This is a genomic window from Paracoccus nototheniae (genome assembly GCF_004335005.1).
Lineage (GTDB): Bacteria > Pseudomonadota > Alphaproteobacteria > Rhodobacterales > Rhodobacteraceae > Paracoccus > Paracoccus nototheniae.
The window spans coordinates 1-255 of the sequence record NZ_RQRT01000229.1 but is presented as its reverse complement, the minus strand read 5'-3'; the positions used below and the strand labels follow the sequence as shown (position 1 = coordinate 255).

Genomic DNA, 255 nt, shown 5'->3' with positions numbered 1-255 from the left:
CCCAACCTGACCGAGCCGATGCTGATCCGCGGCGATATCGACGGGGCGATGGTGTTCAACATTACCGCCTGGTTCAACCTGATCAACAACCGCCAGGATCCTGCCGCCGATTTCAACTGGCTGAATTGCGGCGATCATGGGCTGGATCTGTATGCCAATGGGGTCATGGTCTCTCAGGCGATGATCGCCGAAAACCCCGAGGCCGTAACCGGCCTGGTCCGCGCGATCAACCGCGCCGCAGTCGAGATCGCGCAG

1 protein-coding gene is annotated in these 255 nt (G+C 61.2%); it reads left to right on the top strand.

From position 1 onward, the window contains the following. A partial coding sequence (locus EG885_RS22565; protein ID WP_165571286.1) for an ABC transporter substrate-binding protein occupies nt 1–255 on the top strand: 255 nt, incomplete at both ends.